Below are 19,800 nucleotides of genomic sequence, written 5' to 3' on the forward strand. Positions count from 1 at the left end.
CAACGCCGACGAGAATTGCGCGCGCGAAAAGTCGTGCAAGCCAGTTTCTCAGGTTTCGTTCGCATGATGCGCTTTTTGCAGGTTCTCAAGCTTGAAGTCGACCCGCAACTCAAAAAGAGGCTTGCCACGGAGAGCCTTTTTATCTGTGCCTCCCACCCGACGCTCATCGACGTCGTCATCCTGCACAGCCTCATTGAAAACGCCAATTGCATCGTCAAGGCAGCATTGCGCGAATCGTTTGCCCTGAGTTCTCCCGTCAGGGCAGCCAGCTACATTGCCAACGACTCGGGCCCCGAACTGATCGAAGCCTGTGCAGCAAGCCTTGCGCGCGGCGACACGCTCGTCGTTTTTCCTGAGGGCACCCGTTCGGTGCCGGGAAAAGAACCCAAGCTACATCACGGCGCGGCGGCCATTGCCTTAGCTTCCCATCACAACATCACGCCCGTGTGCATCACCTGCACGCCCCCGGCCCTCATGAAGGGAATTTCGTGGTATCAGGTTCCTGAGCGTAAAATGTGCATTTCTGTGCGCGCAGCCCCCGACATCGGGATCGAGCCTTTCTTGGAAGCTGAAAAAGATCTCGGCCGACCGATTGCGGTGCGCCGTCTGACGCAAGAACTCAAAAACCGACTCTTTGCACAGGCCCGATAAAACGACTCGCCCCCAATACAAATGACGAAAGAAGAACTGCAGATCGAACTCAAGGCCTTGATCGTCTCCGCGCTTGGCCTTGAAGACATCAAGCCCGAAGACATCGAAACCGACGCCCCCTTGTTTGTCGACGGTCTCGGTCTGGACTCGATTGATGCGCTCGAACTCGGTCTGGCCATCAAAAAGAAATACGGCATCACCATGTCTGCCGAAAATGAAGAAAACAAGAAGCACTTTGCCAGCGTTGCCGCTCTTGCCGACTTCATCGCCGCCCACAAAGCCGACGCCTCCTAACCTTTTTGATCCTTGACAACTGCCATGGTGACCGAACAACAAATTTTCGACGAACTCAAGCGTGTGCTTGTAGAAACCTTTGAAATCAATCCCGAAGACGTTGTGCCCGAAGCCAAACTCTACGACGATTTGGATCTCGACTCGATCGACGCAGTGGATCTTCTCGTAAAGTTGCGCCCCTTCGTCGGCGACCGAAACATCTCCCCCAACGACTTCAAACAGGTGCGTACTGTGGGAGACCTCGTCAAAGTCCTGGATCAGATCCTCAACGACTAACGCCACTATCCGGCGACCGGAAGGAAAGCGCGACGCTTCCCGCCGACAACACTTTCCCGGAGGGCGGCCGACTTTTAGCGACTCATGATTGTCCGAATCTTTGCCGTCCTCGTTCTTCTGATTTATCCCTTTGCCGTCTGGCAGCTCCTTGAGCGCGGCATGATTGCGAGCGCGGCGCTTTTTCTGGCCGTCGCCGCCCTCTTGAGCGCCTGTATCAAACGTTCCCCCATCGGCTTTATATGCGTGGCCTGCGCTCTGGTTCTTGCGTTTTGCGCGGGCGTGCTCGACATGCAAAACGCGCTCAAGCTCTATCCCGTTTTCGTCAACGCCGCACTGTTTACTGTCTTTGCCGCTTCTCTCAGAGGCACTCCCATGGTGGAAACCTTTGCGCGACTTCGGCATAAAAATCTGCCCGCTCACGCCGTTGTCTACTGTCGCCGCGTCACCGTCGTGTGGTGCGTCTTTTTCATTGTCAACGGACTTGTCGCACTCGATTCGGCGATCTTTCGCAGCGACGCCTGGTGGGCCTTATACAATGGCGCTGTCAGCTACGTGCTGATCGCAATGCTTTTTGCCGCAGAATTCGCCGTGCGAATGTACGTACAGCGAAAACACGAAGCTTCCGGAGAAACGCCTTGACTGACTGCTCCCGCGTGCTGCCAGAGGCAGCCGACGACAATCGTGCCTTTACCGTTTCAGACGCCGGCGTACGCACGCGCCGCGACTTTGCGTTAGCGGCCGCCGGCTGGAAGGCTGCCGTGCAAGCCAGCGGCGCCAAAGCCGTGGCTCTCTATTTTTCCGACATCTTCGACTCCGCCGCTGCGCTTTTCGGCTGCTGGGCGGCAGGTGTTCGAGCCGTGCTGCCCGCAGATACGTCCGAAGCGCTTGTTGAACGATTGAAGGCCGAAGTGCAGGCTGTGGCAGGCGAATTTCCAGTCGGCTGCCCCATTGCTTCGCTCACCTGTCAGCAAGCAAGCGAACCGTGCCGCGACGTCATCGATGCATCCAAGCCGCTCGTGGCTCTTTTCACGTCCGGCTCGACGGGCACGCCCACCATGGTGGTCAAACGCTTAAGCCAGCTTTTCTGTGAAATCGAGAGCATCAATGCGCGCGGTCACGGCCAGGAAAAAGAACTCACCGAAAACACGGTGGTCTTCTCTACCGTGTCGCAGCAGCACATCTACGGACTGCTCTTTGCATTGCTGTGGCCGCTGCGTTCGGGCCGAGCCGTCTGGCACACCCGCATTCTCTATCCCGAAGAACTGCTCGGACACATCTGCAAGGTCAACGAAGCCGCTTGGATTGCCAGTCCCGCGCATTTAAACCGCCTGCCCGAGCATCCGCTCTGGGCAAAAGTGCGCCCGCTTTTGCGCGCCATCTACTCAAGCGGCGGCCCCTTAAGCGACGAAGGGCTTAAAACGACGCTTCTTCGCACCGGCATCGCTCCCGTCGAACTTCTCGGCAGTTCCGAATCCGGCGGTATCGCCTGGCGTAAGCGATCCGTTGAAGCCGACGGCCGCATCATCGGCACCGGATATCGTCCGCTTCCCGCCACGCAAATTCGGATTGAAAACTCGCTTTTGGTTATTAAAAGTCCGCAGCTCTCAACGAACGACTGGGAGACCACGGCCGACATGGTCTCGCTCAACGCCGACGGCGAAACGTTCACGCTGCTAGGCCGCGCCGATCGCATCGTCAAGATCGAGGGTAAGCGCGTGTCGCTCAAAACGGTAGAAAACGCACTTCTAGCCACCGGGCTCGTTTCCGAAGTCAAGGCGTTCAGCCGCAAAACCAACGCTCAGAGCACGGTCGAGCGCATCGCTGTTGCCGCCGTCACAACTCCCGAAGCAAGTCGCCTGATTCTGCGCGCAGGAAAGCGCGCCTTGGTCGACACGCTGCGTGCGGAACTTCTCAAGCACATCGAACGCGTTTGTCTGCCGCGCCAGTGGCGTTTTACCTGGGCACTGCCGCAAAACGCACTCGGAAAGGCAACAACGCAGGCCGCCGATATGCTCTTTTCGCATCAGGCACCGCAGGCTGTTCTGCTGGTAGCGTCCAATGCCGATGCCGCCGACATGGTGCTTTCGGTACCCGCCGATTCTCCTTACTTTGAAGGTCACTTCCCGGAATTTGCTCTGCTCCCCGGTGTAGTGCAGGTACAGTGGGCTAAAGACATTGCGTGCCGGTATTGGAATCTTGAAGCCAACCTTCTCGGCGTGAAGGCGCTCAAATTCATGTCTCCGATTCGTCCCGACGACACCGTCATACTCAAGCTCTCCCGCAGCGCTGCCGGCGTCGCCTTCGTCTACCAAAAGCCCGACGGCAGTACGCTTTCGCGCGGTACGCTCGTGATGGAGACGGAGAAATGAGCCTGAACACATTTCGCCCCGTAGCCCTGATTCCGGCCTACAACCATTATCAAGTCATTGACGAACTGCTCGATGCGCTGGAGGCTCTCGACTTACCCGTTATTCTCGTCGATGACGGCAGCAACGATCTATGCGCCCGCTCGCTGGACGTTTCTGCTGCATCGCATCGGAAGGCAAGTCTCGTGCGCCTTGCGAAAAACGGCGGCAAGGGAGCGGCGGTGATTGCCGGACTATACGTTGCCGACAACATGAACTTCACGCACGCGATCCAAATTGACGCCGACGGGCAGCACGATCTCGCTGCCGTCACCGACTTTTTGGATCAAGCTCGCCACAACCCGCAGGCACTTGTCTGCGGCTATCCCGTTTACGATCAGACGGTCCCCTTAGCTCGTCTTTGGGGTCGAGAACTCACCAACTTTTGGGTGCATGTCAACACGCGCTCGAAGGCGCTCAAAGATGCCATGTGCGGTTTTCGCGTCTATCCGATTGCGCAAACGCTACCCGTTTTGCCTTCCGTTAGGACTCGGCGCATGGATTTTGATCCCGACATCGCCGTTCGCCTGCTTTGGGCCGGTGTCCCGGTCATCAACCGACCGGTGCGCGTCACCTATCCCAAGGACGGCATTTCTCACTTCCGAGGCTTCTCGGACAACATGCGCATCAGTCGCTTGCACGCTGGGCACTTCTGCACCATGCTGTTGCGCCGCATGGGACTGGCAAAGTAACCATGGCTGCCAAGCATTGGTCCGAAACACAGGAAAAGACGAACACGGCAGGCATTTCGCTGCTTCTTACCGTTTTTCGCCTCGGCGGACGCACGCTTTTTCACCTCAGTCTGTGGCCCGTCATCGTTTTTTACTGGCTCGTGAGTCCCACGGCGCGACGCGCAAGCCGACTCTATCTTGATCACGTCGCGCGCACAAAAAAAGAACCGCGTCCGAGCTGTTTGGCGACACTCAAGCACATCTGGCGCTTTGCCGACACGATTCTCGACAAACTGCTGGCTGTCTCGGGCTTTTTTACTGCAAAAGACCTAGCTGTTGAAGGCGTCCCCGAACTCCTCGCCGACCCCAGAGGAGCAATCATCATCACAGCACACACTGGCTGTCAGGAGCTCTGTCAATTCATCGGCGAAACTGAACTGGAAAAAAGCGAAGCCACCAAAAATCGTTTAGTCTACGTGCTCACGCATACAGCACACGCTGCGCGTTTTACCGAAGTTGTCTCCAAACTCAATCCTAAATTTGCCGTACGTCATCTTCAGGTGACCGATGTGGGCCCTCAGACGGCCGTACAAATGTCTGAAATCATCGAAGCCGGTCATTGGATCGTGATCGTCGCTGACCGCACTCCGATCGGTTCTTCAGCCTGCGTACGCGTTCCCTTTTTGGGAGAAGAAGCCCCCTTGGCGCTCGGCCCGTTTCTGCTCGCCACACTTCTGAAATGTTCGGCCTGGAGCATGATCTGCACACGGGAAACGGAACCTCAAAGCGCGGCGCGCTACCGCGTCTCGTTTACGCGCATCTACGACGGCGTCCCTGTTGCTCGTGCCAAACGCTCGCAAACGCTTTCGGCCATGGCCAATGCCTGGGTACGGACGCTGGAATCCCGACTTTTAAAAAGTCCCTACGACTGGTTCAACTTCTTTGACTTCTGGCATCCTGCGCAAAGTCGACTGGCGCAGAAAAGTCGACGTCCTCAGGCACAGCAAAACCAATCAACTGCAAACAACGCCGACCTTTCCGAGTAAATTCACCTCTCACTGACACATGCGGAATTCCGCGGCCTTTCGTTAAAATGGGCGGCGAGCTTAAAGCGCGAATTTTCACCGGCTCCAAGCCGTCGCGCTTTTGATATTTGAAAGGAAATTCATGGATTCATCCGTTCTTGCCGACAAACGCGTTCTCGTGGTCGGCGACTGCATGCTCGATCAGTATTGGTTTGGCGACGCCGAGCGCATTTCTCCCGAAGCGCCGGTTCCCGTTGTGCGAGTACTGCGCACCGACGCCCGTTTGGGCGGCGCCGCCAATGTCGCGCTCAACATCACCACACTCGGCGCCAAAGCTTCTCTTATGAGCGTTGCCGGAGAGGATGAAGCCGGCCACACGCTACGTTCGCTTCTGGAAGCTTCCGGCATTGAATCGCTGCTTCAGACCGATCCTTCGATCAAAACGACCGTCAAGCTGCGCATCATTGCGCGCCAGCAACAGATGTTGCGCGCCGACTTTGAAGACGCGCCAACGCGAGAAGTTCTGGCAGCCATTCTCGGTTCGTTCAACGAGCAGGTCGAACGCGCCGATGCCGTGGTTCTCTCCGACTACGGCAAGGGCGGCCTCAATCACATTCGCCAGATGATCGAACACGCCCGTCAAGTCGGCGTCCCCGTTTTGATTGATCCCAAGGGAAGCGACTATAGCCGCTACAAGGGCGCCACGCTCATCACGCCCAACCGAGCGGAACTCGCTATGGTCACCGGCAGTTGGTCGTCTGAAGAAGAATTGCGCAACAAGGCACAGCGCCTGCGCGAAGAGCTCGACCTAAAGGCTCTGCTTCTGACCCGCAGCGAAGAAGGCATGACGCTTTACTCGGCCGACGGTGAACTCACCGTTCCCGCCCAGGCGCGCGAAGTGTTCGACGTCTCGGGCGCCGGCGACACCGTGATTGCCGTCACGGCCGCCATGCTTGCCGCAGGTGCCGACCTACAGGAAGCCGTTCGCATCGCCAACCGCGCCGGCGGCATTGTCGTGGGCAAGCTCGGCACCGCTTCCGTGAGCTACAAAGAACTTTTCGAAGGGGAACACTAATGTCCATTCTGGTTACCGGCGCGGCCGGCTTCATCGGCTGCAACAACGTGCTCGAACTCAACCGCCGCGGCTATAAGGACGTCATTGCCGTAGACAATCTCACCAAGAGCGAAAAGTTTCTGAATCTGGCCAAATGCTCGATCAGCGACTATTTCGACAAGAACGACTTCATCGAACGCGTTCGCCGCGATGAGCTGCCCGTTCCCGAAGTGATCTTTCATCAGGGTGCCTGCTCGGACACGATGGAAACCGACGGCCGCTACATGATGGAGAACAACTACCGCTACACGCTCGACCTCTTTAACTGGGCTCAGAAGCACCGCGTTCCTTTCATCTACGCGAGTTCCGCGGCCACGTACGGCGCCTCGCAGGTTTTCGTCGAGGACGTCGCCTACGAAGGTCCGCTTAACGTCTACGGCTACTCGAAGTACTTGTTCGATCAGGTGCTGCGCGCCAACATGAAGTCGCTTACGGCTCCCGTCGCCGGCATGCGTTATTTCAATGTCTACGGTCCGCACGAACAGCACAAGGGCCGCATGGCCTCCGTTGCCTTTCACCAGTATTTCCAGTTCAAGAAAGAAGGGCGCGTCAAGCTCTTTGAAGGCTGCCTCGGCTACGGCAACGGCTGCCAGATGCGCGACTTCGTCTTTGTCGAAGACGTCATCGACATCGCCATGTACTTCATGACGGCGGGCAAATCGGGCATCTTCAACTGCGGCTCAGGCCGCGCTCAGCCCTTCAACGACGTGGCCCTTACGGTGGTCAATTCGCTTTCGGGCACTGACTATACGCTTGAGGAAGCCGTTTCCAAGGGACTGATCGAATATATTCCCTTCCCCGAAGCTCTTAAGGGCAAGTATCAGGCTTACACCCAAGCGGATCTCACCAACCTGCGCGCAGCGGGTTATGAAGGCGAACTGCACACCGTGCAGCAGGGTACGGCCAAGTACATGCAGTATCTGAGCGAAACCTATCCCACGGGAGAGCGTGCCTGACGATGCGCAAAGCCGCTTTTCTCGATCGCGACGGCGTGATCAACATCGATCACGCCTACGTGTGCCGTCGCGAGGATTTCGAGTGGGTTGAAGGTGTTTTGGACGCCGCTCGCAAGCTTTACGAAGCGGGCTACGCGCTCGTGGTCGTGACCAACCAGTCGGGCATCGGCCGCGGCTACTACACGGAGACCGATTTCGAGGCGCTCAACGTCTACATGTGTCGGATGTTTGAGGAAGCAGGAGCCCCTTTGGCCGGCATCTACTTCTGCCCGCACCATCCGGAAAAAGCGCTCGGCCAATACAAGGTCGCTTGTACCTGCCGCAAGCCTCAGCCCGGCATGATTCTGCGAGCCGCCGAAGAGATGGCCATCGATCTGTCGCAAAGCATTCTATTCGGCGACAAGGAAAGCGACATGAAGGCCGCGCAGGCCGCAGGCATTCCCCGCCGCATTCTGCTCGGCAAGGACGGTCTTGAAGCACCGCAAACAACCGATGCCGGCACCGGCGTCTCCCGTTCGCTTGCCACGGCGGTGGCCGAACTCGGCCTCTGAGTCTTTCCGCAGTCCGCTTGAACAAACGGCAGAGCCGCCCGAAAAGCTGCTCTGCCGTTTTGCTTAGAGTGCTTATTGCCTCTTAGGACGTCGTACCACCGCCCACCTGATGCGCCGGACGTCCCTTGGCTCTTTCCTTGGCGCGTCGGGCAAAGATCCAGCCCAACAGCACCACCAGAATGGCACCGACCACCGCGGCAGGATAGTGATAGGCCGCCGCATCCGGGAAGTGCTTGACAACAAAGCCGTCGGAAGTCACCAGACCGCCGCCGATCCAGCCCAACAGACCGCCGCCGATCCACACGATCACGGGGAAGCGATCAAGCAGTCGAAGAACGATCTGGCTGCCGAACACAATAAAGGGCACGGAAACCAGAAGACCGAAGATCACCAACATCGTCTGATGGTCATCGTGAGCCTGCTGAGCGGCGCCCGCAATGGCAATCACGTTGTCGAGACTCATCACGAAGTCGGCCACAATAATCGTCTTAATAGCCCCCAAGAGCTTGGCCGAGCCCTCAATCTTTTCGCTTTCGTGTTCGTCTTCAGGCACCAAAAGCTTGACACCGATCCACACGAGAAGCGCCGCACCCACCATCTTTAGGAAGGGCAGATCGAGCAGCATGACGGCAAACGTGATGAGGATCACGCGCAGCGCAATCGCGCCGAACGTACCCCAAAACACGCCCTTCAGGCGCTGTTCGTGCGGCAGATTGCGGCAAGCGAGCGCAATAACGACCGCATTGTCGCCGCCGAGGAGAATGTCGATCATGATGATCTGACCGACGGCACCCCAATGAAGATTAACCAATAGATCCCACAGCCATTCCATGGTGGAAATTGCTCCTGATTTTTTGATTTACGGATGTTGTGCGCAGACCGGCTCACATCGGATCGGCGCGCCAAGTTTGCTTATCCTATCTCAACAAAATTAGCCTTGTCTTTGTTTGTGCGGGCTTTTGCGGGTTTTTCAGAGGACGGAGGCAAGCAGTTTGCCAATTTCCGACGGATCTCTCGTTGTACGGATACCGCAATCGTTGAGGACTCGGATCTTTTCTTCGGCCGTTCCTCGGCCCGCGTCAATGATGGCACCTGCATGCCCCATGCGCTTACCGACCGGGGCCGTCACACCGGCAATGAAGCCAACAACGGGCTTGGTCATGTTGTCGCGTGCCCACTGCGCCGCAATTTCCTCGTCGCTACCACCGATCTCACCGATCATGACCACTGCGTCTGTTTCCGGATCCTCATTAAAGAGTTTGAGCACATCGACGTGCTTTAAACCGTTGACCGGATCACCTCCGATACCCACGGCCGTCGACTGGCCCAGTCCAAGGTCGGTAAGCTGCGCCACTGCTTCGTACGTAAGCGTGCCGGAGCGGCTTACCACACCAATGCGGCCCTTGCGGCAAATATGCCCTGGCATGATGCCGATCTTCATTTCTTCGGGCGTGATCAGACCCGGGCAGTTCGGCCCCAGCAGAAGCGTCTTACTGCCGAGTTCGCGCATACGGCTTTTCACGCGAAGCATATCAAGCACCGGAATGCCTTCCGTGATGCAAACGACCAGATCAAGCTCAGCTTCCACAGCTTCAAGAATCGCTGCAGCTGCGCCCGCCGGCGGCACGTAAATCACGGACGCATTGGCGCCGGTGGCGGCTTTAGCCTCGGCAACCGTGCCGTAGATCGGAATGCCGTCCATATCGGTGCCCGCCTTGCGGGGATTGACGCCGGCCACAAAGTTGTCGGGGTTGGCGTAGGCGCGACAGGCTCGAGTGTGAAATGCCCCCGTCTTGCCGGTCATGCCCTGCGTGATCACGCGCGTGGAGCTGTTGACAAGAATGCTCATTTCGCACCTCCTTGCGCGGCTTCCACGGCTTTATGCGCCGCCTGCGCCATGTTGTCGGCCATGATGATCGACAGGCCGCTTTCGGCAAGAATCTTGCGGCCGATCTCCTCGTTGGTTCCGTTCATGCGGATCACCATCGGAACGGAGAGCTTGGCGCGGCGGCACGCCTCCACGATGCCCTCGGCAATCGTGTCGCAGCGCATGATGCCGCCGAAAATATTAACGAGCACCGTGCTCACCTTCGGATTGGACAGCATGATTTCGAAAGCCGACGTCACCTTCTCGACCGTTGCGCTGCCGCCGACGTCAAGGAAGTTGGCAGGTTCGCCTCCGTAAAGCTTGATGGCATCCATTGTGGCCATAGCAAGACCTGCGCCGTTGACCATGCAGGCAATGTTGCCGTCGAGTGCGATATAGCTCAGCTGACTTGCCTTAGCTCGCATCTCCAGCGGATCCTCTTCACTCGGATCACGCAAAGCCTCAAACTCCGGATGGCGCCACAGAGCATTGTCGTCGAACGTCATCTTGGCGTCGAGCGCCTGAAGCGAGCCGTCAGCAAGCAGCGCAAAAGGATTGACCTCAACGAGAGAGGCATCGTTGTCAACAAACACGCGATAGAGCCGTCGGAAGAAATCGGCAGCCTTCTCCACAGTCTCGCCGGCAAAGCCCAACACCTTAGCAAGTGCCAGCGAGGCTTCGTCGGTCAGGCCGATGCCAGGATCAACGGCAAGCTTCAAAAGAGTTTCGGGCTTGGTCTTGGCGACCTCTTCGATGTCCATCCCGCCACTGCAGCTTGCCATCAGGCAAATCGTCTGCGTGACGCGATCAACGAGCACAGCGGCATAGAACTCAGCTGCGATGTCGGCCGCCGCTTCGATATACAGACGCTCGACACGCTTACCCTGCGGTCCGGTCTGCGGCGTAACCAACACCTTTCCCAGAATGTCGGAAGCTGCCGCTCTAACTTCTTCCAAGGAACGGGCAATTTTGACGCCGCCCGCCTTGCCGCGGCCGCCCGCGTGAATCTGAGCCTTGACTGCCCAACAGCTGCCGCCGATTTGCTCGGCCGCCTCCACCGCCTCTTCGACGGAAAACGCCGGACGCCCGGCGGCGACAGGAATCCCTGCCGCCGCAAAAAGCGCCTTGGCTTGATACTCATGAATTTTCATTTTTATTCAGGAACCGGCACATGATCCGTTTTACAACGCATCGAGCTCCCACTCTGCCGGTTCCACTCCCTGTCAAAAAATCTATTGCTTAGCCGAACAGGCCGCCGAGGGCGACGATCAGCACGAACAAGGGCGAAATAACGCCAATCAGAATGCGTGCGGCCTTAAGCCACGAGTCCGAAACGCCTCCTTCGTAATTGAGCTGATTGCGCATCACGGGCCAAGCCACCCAAGCTGCAGCAATTGCGATGCCGAAGGTCGACAAAGGCATGCCGACGTTACTCGTGACGAAGTCAAGCAGATCGAAAATGTTCTTGCCGAAGAACTTCACGTCAGACCACGCACCGAAGGAAAGGTTGGCAATCAAGCCGACAACGGCGGCTCCGGCAACAGTCGTGAAGATAGCGGTGCGGCGCGGCAGATTGAATTCCTTACTGAGTAAAGCGGTGCAGGCTTCAAGCATCGACACCGAGCTCGTCAGGGCCGCCACGACAAGGCACACATAGAAGAACACTGCAAAAAGCTGCCCCATCGGCATCTTGCTGAAGATGGCGGGCATCGTCACGAACGTGAGCCCGGGACCAGCGGCCGGATCGAGCCCGAAGGCAAACACGGCGGGCATCACCATCAGGCCTCCCAGCAGAGAGGAGAGGATGGCAAGCACCGCCACCCAACCGACACTGCCGGGAAGATTGGCCTTGTCGGACAGATACGTACCGTAGGTGATCATGGTACCGGCGCCAAGCGACAGCGAGAAAAAGCAAAAGCCCATGGCGTTAAAGAGCGCCGAACCGCTGAAGTCTTCCCAGCGGGGCATAAAGAGAAATTTCACGCCTTCCCAACCGCCGGGCAACGTGACGCCGCGAATAATGAGCACGATCATCAAAACGAAAAGCGCCGGCATCAGCACCTTGGCAAAGCGCTCCACCCCCTTGTCGATGCCGCGCAACACGACAATGGCCGTGATGAACAGGAAAAGCAGCAGCATCAGATAGGAGCTCACGCCATCGGAGACGAAAGCCCCGAAATAAGCCCCCAGCTGCTCGGGCGCGATCTTGAGACCGGCGCCGGTTGCCGCATCGGCGGTGTACTTCAGACACCAGCCGCCTACGATCGAATAGAAAGAAAGAATCAAGAAGACAGTAAAAACGCCGATGCCGCCGAAAATGCCCCAGGGCTTGCCGCAAACGTTGTTAAGGCTACCCACCGGGCCGCTGCGACCGGCGCGCCCCATCGCGAATTCAGCAAGCAAGAGCGCCATGCCGACCGTGACGGTAAAGAAGATATAAGGAAGCATGAACACGGCGCCGCCGTTGGTGCCGGCCATGTAGGGGAACTTCCAAATGGCCCCAAGCCCGACGGCCGAACCCGCCGAAGCCAAAATAAATCCCAGGCGTGATCCGAAATTTGTCTGTTTGGTGCTACCTGACATATGAAACTGACCGTTTTTTATTGTGATTGTGGTTTCGAGGATGAAACACTACGGTCTAAGTTTCGGGAGGCACTTACTGCCCAACAGGATTTCGACCGCAGGTTCCTTTGATTTGATGGCGCATTAGTCATCCTCGTCTTTGCAAGCTTCTTCGCGAGCTTTATCAAAGACTCGTTCAATCATATCAAAGCCAAACCCACGGGCGGCTAAAAATCTCGCCTGTCTTGTCTTCTCTTTGTAGTCTTCGGGAGGATTCCCGTAACGTCGACTCCAAACGACCCAGGCCCGTTCAAACTCGTCGCCTGCTTCCTGTAAGGCCTCTTGGACCTCCTCGGCTCCAATTCCCTGCATGGACAATTCGTAAGCCAGGCGTCTGTTCCCATAGCGGGCGCTTCGCATCCGCACGCGGCTTCTGGCATATCGCTCGTCGCTCAGGTAGTTCTTACTTTCGAGCGCATCGAGCACATCATCTACTTCAGCAGCTGATTGTCCTTCTTCCAGAGCATGAACCAGCTTTTCCCGCAGTTCCTTGCGCGAATATTCCCGGCGCGATAAAGCGTCAATGCCCCGCGCCATAAGGCTGCGGGGCTGATTCTCGTTGGCCGGACGTTTCGTGTCCGTTGTCATGTGTTTGGGTTATTCGTAGAAGTCTTCGGGTTCGAGCAAATCCTCATCCGGAGAGGGTTCACGCACGGGCGTTGCCTTGCTGCTCTTGGCTGCCTTCGGAGCTTCGGGCTTGGGAGCCGGTTCTCCAGGAGTAAGCGACGTCGGACGCCCCTTCATGCCGCGCAGTTCACGAATTTTGTTTTCGATTTCAAGCGCTTTTTCCGGATTAGCTATCAGCCATTCGCGGGCCTTGTCCTTGCCCTGGCCGATGCGCGTTCCTTCGTAGCTGTACCAAGCACCCGATTTGCCGACTACTTCAAGTTCCACACCCAAATCGAGAAGTTCGCCTTCACGCGAGATACCTTCACCGTAGAGAATATCGAAGCTTGCCTTCTTGAAAGGAGGTGCCACCTTATTCTTGACGACCTTGACGACCGTTTCGGCACCGTAGATTTCTTCTCCCTTCTTAAGGTTGGTCTTGCGGCGAATATCCACACGAACGGTACTGTAGAACTTGAGTGCGTTACCGCCTGTCGTCGTTTCGGGGTTGCCGTAGGAAACGCCGATCTTCATACGGATCTGGTTAATGAAGATCACCAGCGTCTTGGTCTTCTTGATGGAACCCGTGAGCTTACGAAGAGCCTGGCTCATCAGACGGGCCTGAAGGCCGGGAAGCGCCTCACCCATATCGCCTTCGATTTCACTGCGCGGCGTGAGTGCAGCCACCGAGTCGATCACCACCAGATCAACCGAACCGGAACGCACCAGCGCGTCCGTGATTTCCAAAGCCTGTTCGCCGGTGTCGGGCTGCGACAGCAGCAGATCGTCAAGCTTGACACCTAAGTGCTGAGCATACGAAACGTCCAAAGCATGTTCGGCGTCAATGAAGGCGCACGTGCCACCAATTTTCTGCATTTCGGCAATGATGTGCAGCGTAAGCGTCGTCTTACCGGAACTTTCCGGACCGTAGATCTCGACGATACGTCCGCGCGGCAAACCGCCCACGCCCAAAGCCAGGTCAAGGCCCAGAGAACCGGTGCTCACCACCTCAACATCCTCGGTCTGGGTACCCTCGCCCATACGCATGATCGAGCCCTTACCAAATTCCTTTTCAATGTAGGACAAGGCCGCGGCCAGCGCCTTTTTGCGTTCATCCGCATCATTGACGCGCTCAACTCGCGTTTCCGCGCTCGTATTCTTTTTCTTCTCAGCCATCTCTCTATTTCCTTTTGTTTAGGAATTGGTTTTTCAAAAAATATCGATAGATATTTTCTATCACCAATTCCCTGCACTCTATTCCCTTTGTTCTGAGGATCAACATTTGATCATTTCAGATCGACAAAGATCCACAAACCCAATAACGAAGCCGATAACATCAAAAAACATTTCGCATCGTTACTGCGCATAATGCACGAAATTTTTCAGAAATGCGAGACAATTTTAGGTCAATTTTGTTAGGGTTTACCCAGACTAATGAGACAGGCTCAAAGTTTTGAAAAATAAAAATATCTATGATCCACTCAAGTCAGAAAAAAATTTTGCTTCTGCCCCTTGACAAGCATTTTTGGGTTCTTCATAATGCGGTTCTCGGTTGATCGTCGTTCCTCTCAGAACTAAGGCAGACCGCCTGATACGGGGGTCGTTAGCTCAGTCGGTAGAGCAGCGGACTTTTAATCCGTTGGTCGTGAGTTCGAATCTCGCACGACCCACCACTTCGATTAATCGCCTGGGAGCGTAGCTCAGTTGGTAGAGCAGCGGACTCTTAATCCGTCGGTCCAGAGTTCGAGTCTCTGCGCTCCCACCATATTCCAACCCGTAGCATCGAAAGATGCTGCGGGTTATTTGTTTCCGGCAGGCTACAATGTGCCCGACTTTCGTCGAGGCTACTCTCTTTATCCAGTTCCATGCGTCTTCGTTTCGTCCTGCCCTGTCTCCTGATTGCAAGCATCCCAGCGTTCGGTCAGTCCTCCTCTGAATCCGAAGCCTGCTTGCGCAACATCGCGGAAGTTTTGCAACCACAGGCTCGGTTGACGGCCGACTTCCGGATGCAGAAGTTCGTGCCGGGCGTTACCCGCCCATTACCGGGCAAAGGACGCGTGGTGTCCGACCCCGTTGACGGTCTGATCTGGGAAACCACCTTTCCGTTGCAGCATGTCCGCGTATTCGGCAAAAAATACTATGCCGTAACCGACGAAAAGGGCGAGCTGAGAGTGCATGAGCATCAAGCCGCCGATTTCATGAGTGATCTGACTTCTCGGTCATCCGAAGAACTCATCATGCTCCTGAACCGCTCTTTTTTCGTTTCCTGTTCGAAAAAAGACAACGCGTATTCGCTCATCCTGTCGCCCAAAAACGGAACGCTTGCCAACTATCTGACGGAATTTGCACTTGCCGCTCAGGACGGCAAGGTCACGCACGCTACCATCACTCAAACCGACGGCACGATCACGCGTCTTCAGTTTGACAACGTGAAGCTTCCGGCCGAAGCTGCGGCACGGGACGACGCTTTTTTTGCCCGCGTGAGGTAACCGCACCATGAAGCTCATCGGCAAGCTGTGGCTCCTGTTCTTTGTAGCCGTGGTGCTTATGGGCGTGGTGCAGTTTTCGCCCTCGAACATCCACACCGACATTCGAGCCCTGCTTCCGACGTCAACCGATTCGGCATCGGCCGACAAAATTCTCGCGCACAGCACGCAAGCCTCCCGCGACATCTGGGTCTTGGTCGGCTCCAAAACAATAGAAAGGGCCGCCATCGCCGCAAACATAATCACGCAGACGCTAGCTCAAGAGGGACTGCAAGCCTCTCAGCCTTCAGAAGCTTTTGACGTTAAGGCCTTTGCCAAAGCGTTGTTGCCGTACCGCGGTGGGTTCCTTTCACCAGATGATCAGGCGTTTCTAGCCGCAGCCAAGGACGAGGATCTCCTGAGGCGCAGCCTTGCGCTTCTCTACCGTCCCTTTGCAGCTTCTTTTGCGCCGTTTCAGGACGATCCCCTGGGTACCTTCGAAAATGCTCTTCTGAAAAGCGCCGCTCAGTCGCCTTTTCAATTTTCGGGTCCTTGCGTCAGCCTTCGCACTTCCCCAGACGGTCTGAACTACTGCGCACTCAGCATTCGCAGCAGTGAATCGATGGGAGCGGTTGACGACATGCCGGTCACCAAGGCATTGGACACAGCCCGACAAGCCGTTCTTGCAGCTGATTCCGATGCGCGCATCCATAGCGCCGGTGTAACCCTCATCAGCGAAGAAGCCGCTTCAACCGCCTCTTCGGAAGCCACACTCATCGGCGCCATATCCGCTGCGGCAATCATTTTGCTGGTGATCATCTTCTTTGCGCGCGTGGCGCCGCTATTGCTCACGCTGGTTGTCCTTGCCGCCAGTCTTATTTTTGCCGCCTCAAGCGTGGTGGTTCTTTTCGGCGAAGTTCACATCTTAACGTTGGTGTTCGGCGCCACTCTTTTGGGTATATGCGTTGACTACGTCTTTCATATGCTGTGCGCAACGGCTACGGGTCTGTCCGGCCCCGAGGCCGGAGCAAAGCTTCTCAAGCCCCTGTCACTTTCGCTTCTCACCACCGGCATCGGCTACGCCGTGATGATCTTTTCTCCCATGCCGGGCTTGCGTCAAATGGCCGTCTTTTGCATCGCGGGCCTTATGGCCGCCTACTGCAACATGCTGTTTGTGGCAGGCAGTTTTTTGCGCGCCGATATACCCACGCGTGCCGCTGCCGCATTCTCTCGAGGCTTTGCGCAACTGCCGCGAGCCAAGGGCATAGCAAAGGCGGCGTTCGTTGTTTGTTTGCTGATAGTCTCGGTGTTCGGTGCCCTGCAACTCAAAACACAAAACGAACTCGCGCTCCTCAATCGAATCCCGGCACACCTGATGGCTGATATGCAATTTGTCGGCAAAGCTCTGTCGCCTGTCAGTCCCGGACAGCTGTTCGTAATCCAGGGCAATGACACCGAAGCTGTGCTGCAAGCCCACGAGCTACTGCAAAAACATCTCGCGCAGTTGGCTGCCAACGGCGTGATCGGCACTGCCCCCAACCCGACTGCCTTGCTACCTTCCCGAAAATCACAGCAACAGGCGCGCACGCTGACGAAACCGGCAACCCACCGCGCTCTGACACTAACTAAGGAAACGCTTAAAAGTGATTTTCCCGCTCCATCGGCAGACGATTTGCTTTTGACACTTTCTGCCTTCAAAACCATCGCGCCGCAATCTCTGACGCACTTCTGGTTATCGGATACAAGCCTTTTGGTGCCTCTTTCCGGCGTCACGGCAGAGTCGTTGCCGCATCTGCAAAAGGTTGCCGATGAAATCAACGGTGTTCGCTTCGTGAACACCACGGCTGAAGTGGCAGACAGCCTTGCGACCTATCGCAACGGCGTTTTATACGCTCTGCTCATTGCTCTGGGCGTCATCGGCGCAATTCTCGCGTTCAGCATGCGGCGGAGATTCATTGACTTCTGGGCACCGACGGCTCTCTCGATTGCGCTGACGTTTGGTTTGTGCGGCTTTGCCGGCATTCCCCTCTCGCTTTTTTCCGTTCTGCCGCTGGTGCTGGTTGTGGGGCTCGGCGTTGATTACGCCATCGTGCTTTACAGCGAGGACAACGCCGTTGCCGCCCGCAATTCGGTTTTCCTGGCCGCCTCAAGCACGTTGTTGGCTTTTGGACTTCTTGCCTTATCCTCAACGCCGGCGCTACACATCTTCGGTCTGACGCTGCTTCTTGCCATGGCCTCAGTGCTTGTCACCACCGTTGTGCTGCGTCCTCGGGACTAGCGCCGGAGCCGACGCAGAACGGCAGACAAAAAGCCCGCGGGAAATCACTCTTCGCGGGCTTTCGACTACTAAAGATCAGCAGCGCATCAGGCGCTTTGCTTTTCCTCTTCCGTTTTTTCCTCTTCGTCCTCAATCTTCTTGCCGAAGATCCGCACGCAGATGATGCCGGCTTCATAAAGCACCACAAGCGGCACGGCCAACAGAAGCTGCGAGAGCACATCGGGCGGAGTGAAGATAGCGGCAATCACGAAGGCACCGACAATCACATAGGGGCGCACGTGCACGAGCTTTTTGACGTCAGCCAACCCCAGACGGTTGAGTACTATCACGAGAATCGGCACCTCAAACGTGATGCCGAAGGCAAAGAACATGCGCAGCACGAAGCTGAAATAGCTGTCGATGTCGGGGGCAAAGTTCACAGACTCGGGCGAGAACCCTGCAATGAACTTGAAAACCATGCCGAAGACGATGAAGTAGCAATAGGCCATACCCACAGCAAACATCGTCACGCCCGAAACGATAACGGGCAGCACCAGTCGCTTTTCATTGCGGTACAGCGCGGGCGCAATGTAGGCCCACATCTGATAGAGCACGAAGGGAAGCGCGATCACAAACGCCACAAAAAGCGTGACCTTCAGCGGCACCATAAAGGGTGCCACCACGCCGGTGGCCAAAAGCTTGACGCCTTGCGGCAGCGCCACCATGAGCGGCTGCGACAAGAAGTCAAAAATCTGCTTCATGAAGGGCGACAAGCAAGCGAAGATAATGAGCACCGCCAGAGCCGCACGCACAGTACGGTTGCGCAGCTCAATCAAGTGCGAGACCAACGGCTGCTCGTTGGCGGGGTCTTCGGGCCCTTCGAGGCGTTGAGGTTCCTGAGCCATCTTTTATGAATTTCCGTCAGCGGTAAATGCGCACGCGGTTGGAGCGAGCTCGCATGGCATAGCGTCTGTTGTTGCCGCCAAGCTGAGGCGAACGGTCACCCAACTCGGCTTTCAAGCGTTCGATCTGTTCGGCCAGATCGTCAATGGAAGGACCGGATTTATAGCGCTTTTCGAAGACTTTGCTGTTGTCGTCCTCGTCAACGTAGTTGTTTTGATTGCCGTACCAACCGTAGAAGTCGTCGACGGGACTCGCGGCATCCGAGGAGGTCGTGTCAACCGTACCCGTGTCTCCTACGATATCGCTTGCGCTGTCGGCGGCGTCAAGCGCAGGCTTTTCGCCGAAGCCCTCTTTGGCAGCCTTGTCAAAACTTGCCGAGAGCTCGTCGCCAACGTTATTGACCGAACTTTCCAGATCCTTGATTTCGGAATTGATCTGATCGACCTGTCCTTTGACGGTCTTGTTGAGATCGTCGGCGACGCTCTTGGCTTCCTGCTGAATCTTTTTCAGCTCGGAAAGTTCGGCTTCGCGTTCAATATCACTCTTTACCTGCTGCACGAGGCGCTGCGCCTTGCCGAGCCATTCGCCGGCGGTGCGGGCAACCGTCGGCAGACGCTCGGGGCCCAGCACCACAAGCGCAACCGCACCGATGACCATCAACTCGGAAAAGCCGAAATCAAACATTGTGTTGTTTCCGAAAAGAAACCGCCCGACGCATTGCTCAACGCCGAACGCAGGCTAAAAAGACAGCTCAACAACGCCGGAGTCGACGCATACGGCTCCAGGCGCTGATCTATTCCAGGAATCGAGCGGGCTCAAGACCCGCAAGCCAATTAGGCTTCTTTCTTTTCCGTGGCCTTGACGTCAATCGTTTCGGCCGTCTTCTCGGAAGCCACCTGCTTGGGCGCTTCAGCGGAAGCCTTCGGGTCGGCATCGCCTTCCTTCATACCTTCCTTAAAGCCCTTGATGGCGCCGCCCAGATCCTTGCCCATATTCTTGAGCTTGCCGGTACCGAAAACCAGCACAACAATGACGAGAACGATGAGCCAGTGCCAAATCGAAAGGGAACCCATTTGTTAACTCCTAGTGGTTAAGGTTCAATTTGTTCAAGTTCGCAAATTTTGCCCGAAAGAAGCG

Annotated in this window: 21 protein-coding genes and 2 tRNA genes; 14 read left to right on the forward strand and 9 right to left on the reverse strand. The window is 56.5% G+C overall.

Going from position 1 to position 19,800, the window contains the following annotated elements; translation table 11 throughout:
• Nucleotides 1-63 precede the first annotated feature (63 nt).
• From DW133_RS02745 to gmhB, 10 genes are all read left to right on the forward strand, one after another.
• A complete protein-coding gene (locus tag DW133_RS02745; RefSeq protein WP_147408845.1) occupies nucleotides 64-651 on the forward strand; it encodes a 1-acyl-sn-glycerol-3-phosphate acyltransferase in 588 nt (195 codons plus the stop codon).
• 21 nt (nucleotides 652-672) lie between these two features.
• Nucleotides 673-945 carry a phosphopantetheine-binding protein gene (locus tag DW133_RS02750; protein ID WP_118275015.1) on the forward strand — a complete coding sequence of 91 codons (273 nt, stop codon included), beginning with the start codon at nucleotides 673-675 and terminating at the stop codon, nucleotides 943-945.
• Between the two features lie 27 nt (nucleotides 946-972).
• Nucleotides 973-1,221 (forward strand): acyl carrier protein, encoded by a 249-nt coding sequence (locus DW133_RS02755; RefSeq protein ID WP_118275199.1) that lies wholly within the window; start codon nucleotides 973-975, stop codon nucleotides 1,219-1,221.
• Between the two features lie 84 nt (nucleotides 1,222-1,305).
• On the forward strand, nucleotides 1,306-1,860 hold the full coding sequence (locus tag DW133_RS02760; protein WP_118275017.1) for a hypothetical protein: 555 nt from the start codon (nucleotides 1,306-1,308) through the stop codon (nucleotides 1,858-1,860).
• The gene (locus DW133_RS02765; RefSeq protein ID WP_158571097.1) at nucleotides 1,857-3,590 is read left to right on the forward strand and encodes an AMP-binding protein; all 1,734 of its coding nucleotides are present in this window, start codon (nucleotides 1,857-1,859) and stop codon (nucleotides 3,588-3,590) included. The genes DW133_RS02760 and DW133_RS02765 overlap by 4 nt, the downstream gene beginning before the upstream one ends.
• Nucleotides 3,587-4,318, forward strand: coding sequence for a glycosyltransferase family 2 protein (locus tag DW133_RS02770; RefSeq protein ID WP_118275021.1), 732 nt, complete (start codon nucleotides 3,587-3,589; stop codon nucleotides 4,316-4,318). Before DW133_RS02765 ends, DW133_RS02770 begins: the two co-directional genes overlap by 4 nt.
• Nucleotides 4,319-4,320: 2 nt before the next feature.
• Nucleotides 4,321-5,343 carry an acyltransferase gene (locus DW133_RS02775; protein ID WP_118275023.1) on the forward strand — a complete coding sequence of 341 codons (1,023 nt, stop codon included), beginning with the start codon at nucleotides 4,321-4,323 and terminating at the stop codon, nucleotides 5,341-5,343.
• A 121-nt stretch (nucleotides 5,344-5,464) separates the two neighbouring features.
• Nucleotides 5,465-6,397, forward strand: coding sequence for a D-glycero-beta-D-manno-heptose-7-phosphate kinase (gene rfaE1 / locus DW133_RS02780; protein WP_118275025.1), 933 nt, complete (start codon nucleotides 5,465-5,467; stop codon nucleotides 6,395-6,397).
• On the forward strand, nucleotides 6,397-7,392 hold the full coding sequence (gene rfaD / locus DW133_RS02785) for an ADP-glyceromanno-heptose 6-epimerase (protein ID WP_118275027.1): 996 nt from the start codon (nucleotides 6,397-6,399) through the stop codon (nucleotides 7,390-7,392). The genes rfaE1 and rfaD overlap by 1 nt, the downstream gene beginning before the upstream one ends.
• 2 nt (nucleotides 7,393-7,394) lie before the next feature.
• Nucleotides 7,395-7,943 (forward strand): D-glycero-beta-D-manno-heptose 1,7-bisphosphate 7-phosphatase, encoded by a 549-nt coding sequence (gene gmhB, locus DW133_RS02790; RefSeq protein WP_118275029.1) that lies wholly within the window; start codon nucleotides 7,395-7,397, stop codon nucleotides 7,941-7,943.
• A gap of 82 nt (nucleotides 7,944-8,025) precedes the next feature.
• Here gmhB and DW133_RS02795 read toward each other — a convergent pair whose 3' ends face one another.
• The 6 genes from DW133_RS02795 to recA all read right to left on the reverse strand — a co-directional run bounded on the left by DW133_RS02795 (nucleotide 8,026) and on the right by recA (nucleotide 14,214).
• Nucleotides 8,026-8,766, reverse strand: a complete 741-nt coding sequence (locus DW133_RS02795) for a YjbE family putative metal transport protein (protein ID WP_369907913.1) — start codon at nucleotides 8,764-8,766, stop codon at nucleotides 8,026-8,028.
• 147 nt (nucleotides 8,767-8,913) lie between these two features.
• On the reverse strand, nucleotides 8,914-9,792 hold the full coding sequence (sucD, locus tag DW133_RS02800) for a succinate--CoA ligase subunit alpha (protein ID WP_118275033.1): 879 nt from the start codon (nucleotides 9,790-9,792) through the stop codon (nucleotides 8,914-8,916).
• Nucleotides 9,789-10,961: an ADP-forming succinate--CoA ligase subunit beta gene (gene sucC / locus DW133_RS02805; RefSeq protein WP_118275035.1), complete on the reverse strand. Its 1,173-nt coding sequence runs from the start codon at nucleotides 10,959-10,961 to the stop codon at nucleotides 9,789-9,791. The genes sucD and sucC overlap by 4 nt, the downstream gene beginning before the upstream one ends.
• An 88-nt stretch (nucleotides 10,962-11,049) precedes the next feature.
• Entirely contained in the window at nucleotides 11,050-12,393 is a 1,344-nt protein-coding gene (locus DW133_RS02810) for a sodium-dependent transporter (protein WP_118275037.1), read from the reverse strand.
• A 123-nt stretch (nucleotides 12,394-12,516) separates the two neighbouring features.
• A complete protein-coding gene (gene recX / locus DW133_RS02815; protein WP_118275039.1) occupies nucleotides 12,517-13,020 on the reverse strand; it encodes a recombination regulator RecX in 504 nt (167 codons plus the stop codon).
• Between the two features lie 9 nt (nucleotides 13,021-13,029).
• Entirely contained in the window at nucleotides 13,030-14,214 is a 1,185-nt protein-coding gene (gene recA, locus DW133_RS02820) for a recombinase RecA (RefSeq protein ID WP_118275041.1), read from the reverse strand.
• Nucleotides 14,215-14,635: 421 nt separating this feature from the next.
• Between recA and DW133_RS02825 the strand changes: the two genes are divergently transcribed.
• The 4 genes from DW133_RS02825 (at nucleotide 14,636) to DW133_RS02840 (ending at nucleotide 17,781) form a co-directional block, all read left to right on the forward strand.
• A tRNA-Lys gene (locus DW133_RS02825) sits at nucleotides 14,636-14,711 on the forward strand.
• A gap of 16 nt (nucleotides 14,712-14,727) precedes the next feature.
• A tRNA-Lys gene (locus DW133_RS02830) sits at nucleotides 14,728-14,803 on the forward strand.
• A 241-nt stretch (nucleotides 14,804-15,044) separates the two neighbouring features.
• Nucleotides 15,045-15,527 (forward strand): hypothetical protein, encoded by a 483-nt coding sequence (locus tag DW133_RS02835; protein ID WP_147408847.1) that lies wholly within the window; start codon nucleotides 15,045-15,047, stop codon nucleotides 15,525-15,527.
• A gap of 7 nt (nucleotides 15,528-15,534) precedes the next feature.
• Nucleotides 15,535-17,781, forward strand: a complete 2,247-nt coding sequence (locus tag DW133_RS02840; RefSeq protein ID WP_118275045.1) for an MMPL family transporter — start codon at nucleotides 15,535-15,537, stop codon at nucleotides 17,779-17,781.
• Nucleotides 17,782-17,867: 86 nt separating this feature from the next.
• On the opposite strand, the gene tatC is transcribed toward DW133_RS02840, so the two are convergent.
• The 3 genes from tatC to tatA all read right to left on the reverse strand — a co-directional run bounded on the left by tatC (nucleotide 17,868) and on the right by tatA (nucleotide 19,736).
• Nucleotides 17,868-18,665, reverse strand: a complete 798-nt coding sequence (tatC, locus tag DW133_RS02845; RefSeq protein ID WP_118275047.1) for a twin-arginine translocase subunit TatC — start codon at nucleotides 18,663-18,665, stop codon at nucleotides 17,868-17,870.
• Between the two features lie 16 nt (nucleotides 18,666-18,681).
• Nucleotides 18,682-19,347 (reverse strand): Sec-independent protein translocase protein TatB, encoded by a 666-nt coding sequence (gene tatB, locus DW133_RS02850; protein ID WP_118275049.1) that lies wholly within the window; start codon nucleotides 19,345-19,347, stop codon nucleotides 18,682-18,684.
• A gap of 149 nt (nucleotides 19,348-19,496) precedes the next feature.
• A complete protein-coding gene (gene tatA, locus DW133_RS02855; protein ID WP_118275051.1) occupies nucleotides 19,497-19,736 on the reverse strand; it encodes a Sec-independent protein translocase subunit TatA in 240 nt (79 codons plus the stop codon).
• Nucleotides 19,737-19,800: the final 64 nt, after the last annotated feature.

The organism is Sutterella sp. AM11-39, from assembly GCF_003472385.1.
GTDB lineage: Bacteria > Pseudomonadota > Gammaproteobacteria > Burkholderiales > Burkholderiaceae_F > Duodenibacillus > Duodenibacillus intestinigallinarum.

Excerpts from the sequence above, each read along its gene's own strand:
- tatB (WP_118275049.1), bottom strand. The coding sequence starts at position 19,347 with ATGTTTGATTTCGGCTTTTCCGAGTTGATGGTCATCGGTGCGGTTGCG.
- DW133_RS02810 (WP_118275037.1), bottom strand. The coding sequence starts at position 12,393 with ATGTCAGGTAGCACCAAACAGACAAATTTCGGATCACGCCTGGGATTT.
- DW133_RS02770 (WP_118275021.1), top strand. The coding sequence starts at position 3,587 with ATGAGCCTGAACACATTTCGCCCCGTAGCCCTGATTCCGGCCTACAAC.
- tatA (WP_118275051.1), bottom strand. The coding sequence starts at position 19,736 with ATGGGTTCCCTTTCGATTTGGCACTGGCTCATCGTTCTCGTCATTGTT.
- DW133_RS02840 (WP_118275045.1), top strand. The coding sequence starts at position 15,535 with ATGAAGCTCATCGGCAAGCTGTGGCTCCTGTTCTTTGTAGCCGTGGTG.
- DW133_RS02835 (WP_147408847.1), top strand. The coding sequence starts at position 15,045 with ATGCAGAAGTTCGTGCCGGGCGTTACCCGCCCATTACCGGGCAAAGGA.
- recX (WP_118275039.1), bottom strand. The coding sequence starts at position 13,020 with ATGACAACGGACACGAAACGTCCGGCCAACGAGAATCAGCCCCGCAGC.
- DW133_RS02745 (WP_147408845.1), top strand. The coding sequence starts at position 64 with ATGATGCGCTTTTTGCAGGTTCTCAAGCTTGAAGTCGACCCGCAACTC.
- tatC (WP_118275047.1), bottom strand. The coding sequence starts at position 18,665 with ATGGCTCAGGAACCTCAACGCCTCGAAGGGCCCGAAGACCCCGCCAAC.
- DW133_RS02760 (WP_118275017.1), top strand. The coding sequence starts at position 1,306 with ATGATTGTCCGAATCTTTGCCGTCCTCGTTCTTCTGATTTATCCCTTT.
- sucD (WP_118275033.1), bottom strand. The coding sequence starts at position 9,792 with ATGAGCATTCTTGTCAACAGCTCCACGCGCGTGATCACGCAGGGCATG.
- recA (WP_118275041.1), bottom strand. The coding sequence starts at position 14,214 with ATGGCTGAGAAGAAAAAGAATACGAGCGCGGAAACGCGAGTTGAGCGC.
- gmhB (WP_118275029.1), top strand. The coding sequence starts at position 7,395 with ATGCGCAAAGCCGCTTTTCTCGATCGCGACGGCGTGATCAACATCGAT.
- DW133_RS02750 (WP_118275015.1), top strand. The coding sequence starts at position 673 with ATGACGAAAGAAGAACTGCAGATCGAACTCAAGGCCTTGATCGTCTCC.
- rfaE1 (WP_118275025.1), top strand. The coding sequence starts at position 5,465 with ATGGATTCATCCGTTCTTGCCGACAAACGCGTTCTCGTGGTCGGCGAC.
- rfaD (WP_118275027.1), top strand. The coding sequence starts at position 6,397 with ATGTCCATTCTGGTTACCGGCGCGGCCGGCTTCATCGGCTGCAACAAC.
- DW133_RS02775 (WP_118275023.1), top strand. The coding sequence starts at position 4,321 with ATGGCTGCCAAGCATTGGTCCGAAACACAGGAAAAGACGAACACGGCA.
- sucC (WP_118275035.1), bottom strand. The coding sequence starts at position 10,961 with ATGAAAATTCATGAGTATCAAGCCAAGGCGCTTTTTGCGGCGGCAGGG.